The 3,381-nt window shown below is 49.0% G+C and carries 5 protein-coding genes; all 5 read left to right on the plus strand.

The annotated features are described in order from the left end of the window. Positions 1-694: AAA family ATPase (locus IM475_RS18525; protein ID WP_287728699.1), on the plus strand; the 694-nt coding region annotated here is incomplete at its 5' end. Next, on the plus strand, positions 694-876 hold the full coding sequence (locus IM475_RS18530; RefSeq protein WP_287728701.1) for a hypothetical protein: 183 nt from the start codon (positions 694-696) through the stop codon (positions 874-876). The genes IM475_RS18525 and IM475_RS18530, both read left to right, overlap by 1 nt. A gap of 9 nt (positions 877-885) precedes the next feature. Beyond that, positions 886-2,220: a hypothetical protein gene (locus IM475_RS18535; protein WP_287728702.1), complete on the plus strand. Its 1,335-nt coding sequence runs from the start codon at positions 886-888 to the stop codon at positions 2,218-2,220. A gap of 109 nt (positions 2,221-2,329) precedes the next feature. Then, positions 2,330-2,848, plus strand: a complete 519-nt coding sequence (locus IM475_RS18540; protein WP_287728703.1) for an HNH endonuclease signature motif containing protein — start codon at positions 2,330-2,332, stop codon at positions 2,846-2,848. A gap of 131 nt (positions 2,849-2,979) precedes the next feature. Further along, positions 2,980-3,381: DNA polymerase (locus IM475_RS18545; protein WP_287728704.1), on the plus strand; the 402-nt coding region annotated here is incomplete at its 3' end.

Below are 3,381 nucleotides of genomic sequence, written 5' to 3' on the forward strand. Positions count from 1 at the left end.
ACCAGAAATCGGCAAGACCGCCTTCTGGGTTACATTGGTGGCAGCGGGGTCCAGAGTTAACCCAGCGACAGGAGAGGTATCCCCCGGCGGTTTTTTATCACAGGGCGCCAGAGTCCTCGCCATCTGCAACGAGGAACCAGCTAATCGTACGATCCTTAGAGCGCTCACTTGCTACACGGGAAAGACTAAAGAACAACTCCTCGCAGACCCGGAGTCAATCCGCAAACAGTGGGACACAATCCGACGAAACCTCGTCGTTATCGACGCGGCTACGGTCAGCGTTAAGGAGTTGGAGGTTCTAGTAACCGAGCACAAACCTGATGTTGTTATCGTTGACCAGCTAGATAAGGTGCAAATCGATGGACAATTCAATCGTGGCGACGAAAGCCTTACTGAGCTTTACCGCCGAGCCCGTGAAATTGCTAAACGTAACAACTGTGCGGTTTTCGCTATCTGCCAAGCCAGTGCAGATGCGGAAGGCAAAGCATATGTCCACTACTCCACCCTCGCAGGATCAAAAACAGGCAAGGCTGGCGAGGCAGACTTGATCATCGGTATCGGCGTCGATATCGACCCCGGCAGACCGAATGACGATCTTACTCGTACTCTGTATGTATCGAAGAACAAACTTACGGGCTGGCATGGGCCAGTTACGTGCATCCTTAATCCGCAAGTATCGAGGTATGAAAGCTAATGTCTAAAAAACTGCTTGATTATGCCGCCTATGGTGCCTTGTCTAGCGTTGGCGTAGGCATGTTCGGCACCGGTATTTGGCTCCTTAGTTGGCTATCTTTTTGGCCAGCGTTCTTTCTGTCAATGGTCTGGGCTGGTGCGCTTATGCTTTTTGCATTCTCTACATTTGATGGACCTTACTAAGAGAATTGAATGATCACAATCGCTGACGTAGAGAACACAGTTACCAAACACGAAAGAGGCATTGACCTAAGCCCATACAATCCGGGTAACAAACTCGTCAGCGTGGGCTTGGGTCATGTCGTGGGTGATGATGTACAGCTATTGCCGTACGTGTTCATCGACCATTCGGAATACAAATGCACACCACAGGATATTTCTTACATCCAGTCGGTTCTGGATAAGACCACCTTACTCGTCGGCCATAACCTAAAGCACGATCTGGCTTGGCTTCTAGAAGCTGGCTTCACCTACAACGGTGCGTGCTACGACACGATGATCGGTGAGTATGTGTTCAGCCGGGGCCTCAAGGACGACCTGTCGCTGGAAGGTTCCTGCATCCGACGTGGTGTCACACTTAAAAAGTCTGACATTTTCCACAAGTATTTTGACAAGGGTGTTTCAGTAGCCGAAATCCCCATTGATGAATTGCGGGAATACGGCGAGGGAGATATCATTTCAACTGCTGATCTTTTTATCAGTCAGCAAAAACTTTATGCAAATCCGTACAACATAGGACTTGTCCCCACACGGGACATGATGAATGAGTTTTTGTACGTTCTTACAGATATGGAACGAAACGGCATCAAGATTGATCTAGTTACCCTTGACGCTGTTGAGGCCGAGTACAAAAAAGAACTTTCTAACCTGCTCGTTCGTCTAGAGGAGATTAAGCATAAGGTTATGGGTGATACGCCTATTAACCTTGCCTCTCCAGAGCAGCTAAGTTGCCTTATCTATTCCCGGCGTGTTAAGGACAAGAAGGCTTGGGCAGATACGTTTAGCATCGGGCTGAATGCCCGTGGCAAGCCTTTGCCTAGGCCCGACATGTCTGCCGGGAGGTTTGCTGCAAATGTCCGAGAACAAACTAACCTTGTTCGCAAGACTCAAGCTAAACAGTGCGTGGATTGCAAAGGTACAGGGCATTACTACAGAACGCGCATCAATGGAGAATTTCATAAGCGCCCAAACAAATGCCCTACTTGCGGTGGATCGGGAGTCGTATACACGGATTTGGCAGAGTACGCCGGTCTGCGCCAATCACCCCGAAACATCTGGGACTGTACCGCAAACGGATTTGCCACAGATAAAGAAACCCTAACTCACTTGGCGGAGGCGGCAGCAGCCAAGGGTAACAAGGACGCTGCCGACTTCCTATCAGCTATGGTGCGAGTTAATGCAATCGAAACTTATCTCAGCAGTTTCGTTGGAGGCATCCGACGTAACACCCGACCAGACGGTATCCTACATCCACGATTTAATCAGTGCATTACCGCCACAGGCCGGCTGTCATCTAGCGATCCTTAATTAAGGGACCGGCGTAAGCGATTACGCTGAGCAAACCTTGTGAACTCAGGGAAACTCTCTAAGAGACAATCCTGAACGAAGCCAAGGCCATATCTATCTATGGAGATACATGATGGCAGTGAATTTTACACACGCCAGTAATTCTACAATTCAAACATCTGTTGCTACATTGTTTTCACGAACAGAACTACCAATAGCTAAAATAGCTGAGGGGGCGGGCGTTTCTGAAGCGACAGCCCGTTTTATTATCAAAACAATGTATACTCGTGAGCAGCGAAAAGAGCGCATGTCAAGAGTTTACGCCAATAGCAAAGCGGGAGAGTTAAACCCCATGCACGGTAAATATGCGCAGGCTCACCCCAACTTTAAGGGCGTTGTTTCGGATGGCAACGGATATCAGATGGTCCTTAAGCCCGATTGGTACACGGGGCGAAAAGGATCTAAGCATGTGTTTCTGCACAGTGTAATTATGTGTCAGGCACTTGGTCTGACCGAAGTACCTAAGGGTTTTGTTATACATCATATTGATGGCGACAAAACAAACAATGATATCGACAACCTTGCACTATTGACCGTGTCTGGCCACGGTAAAATTCACGCTTTGGAACGCGCAACGACTATCCAGTAATGGAGTAGGGCTAAGTAGCCCGAAGCGCAAGGCATCTGTCGCCGTCAGTCGGGGCAGATGATGATATAGTCTACTCTGCATGGCGACATGCAGCAGCATGTAACAGTGCGGGCAGGGATTAACGACCCCTGCTGAATGTAAGGAATTTCCAGAATCAACCCAGAGGGAAAACGTTCCCTATCCGTCGTTGCGTGGTATCCCGCTTTGATGGAGGCTCAATCATAGAAGCCGACTTCTCTCAGCTAGAGTTTCGTGTCGCGGGAGAGTTGAGTGGTGACGAACAGGTAAAGCAAGATGTTTTATCAAAGTTTGACGTCCATTCGTACACGGCAAAAATTCTCACGGAGTCGGGACAAACTACTGACCGTCAAGGGGCAAAAAGTCACACGTTCAAACCACTATACGGTGGCTCCTCGGGAACGGAAGCTGAACAATCTTATTATAAAGCTTTCGCTGAAAAGTATTCCGGGGTTGCGAAATGGCACGAAGTCCTACTCTCTCCAGCGGTCAGTCAGACAGTCATTACGCGCCCT

Source organism: Microcystis sp. M061S2 (genome assembly GCF_020245605.1).
Taxonomy (GTDB): domain Bacteria; phylum Cyanobacteriota; class Cyanobacteriia; order Cyanobacteriales; family Microcystaceae; genus Microcystis.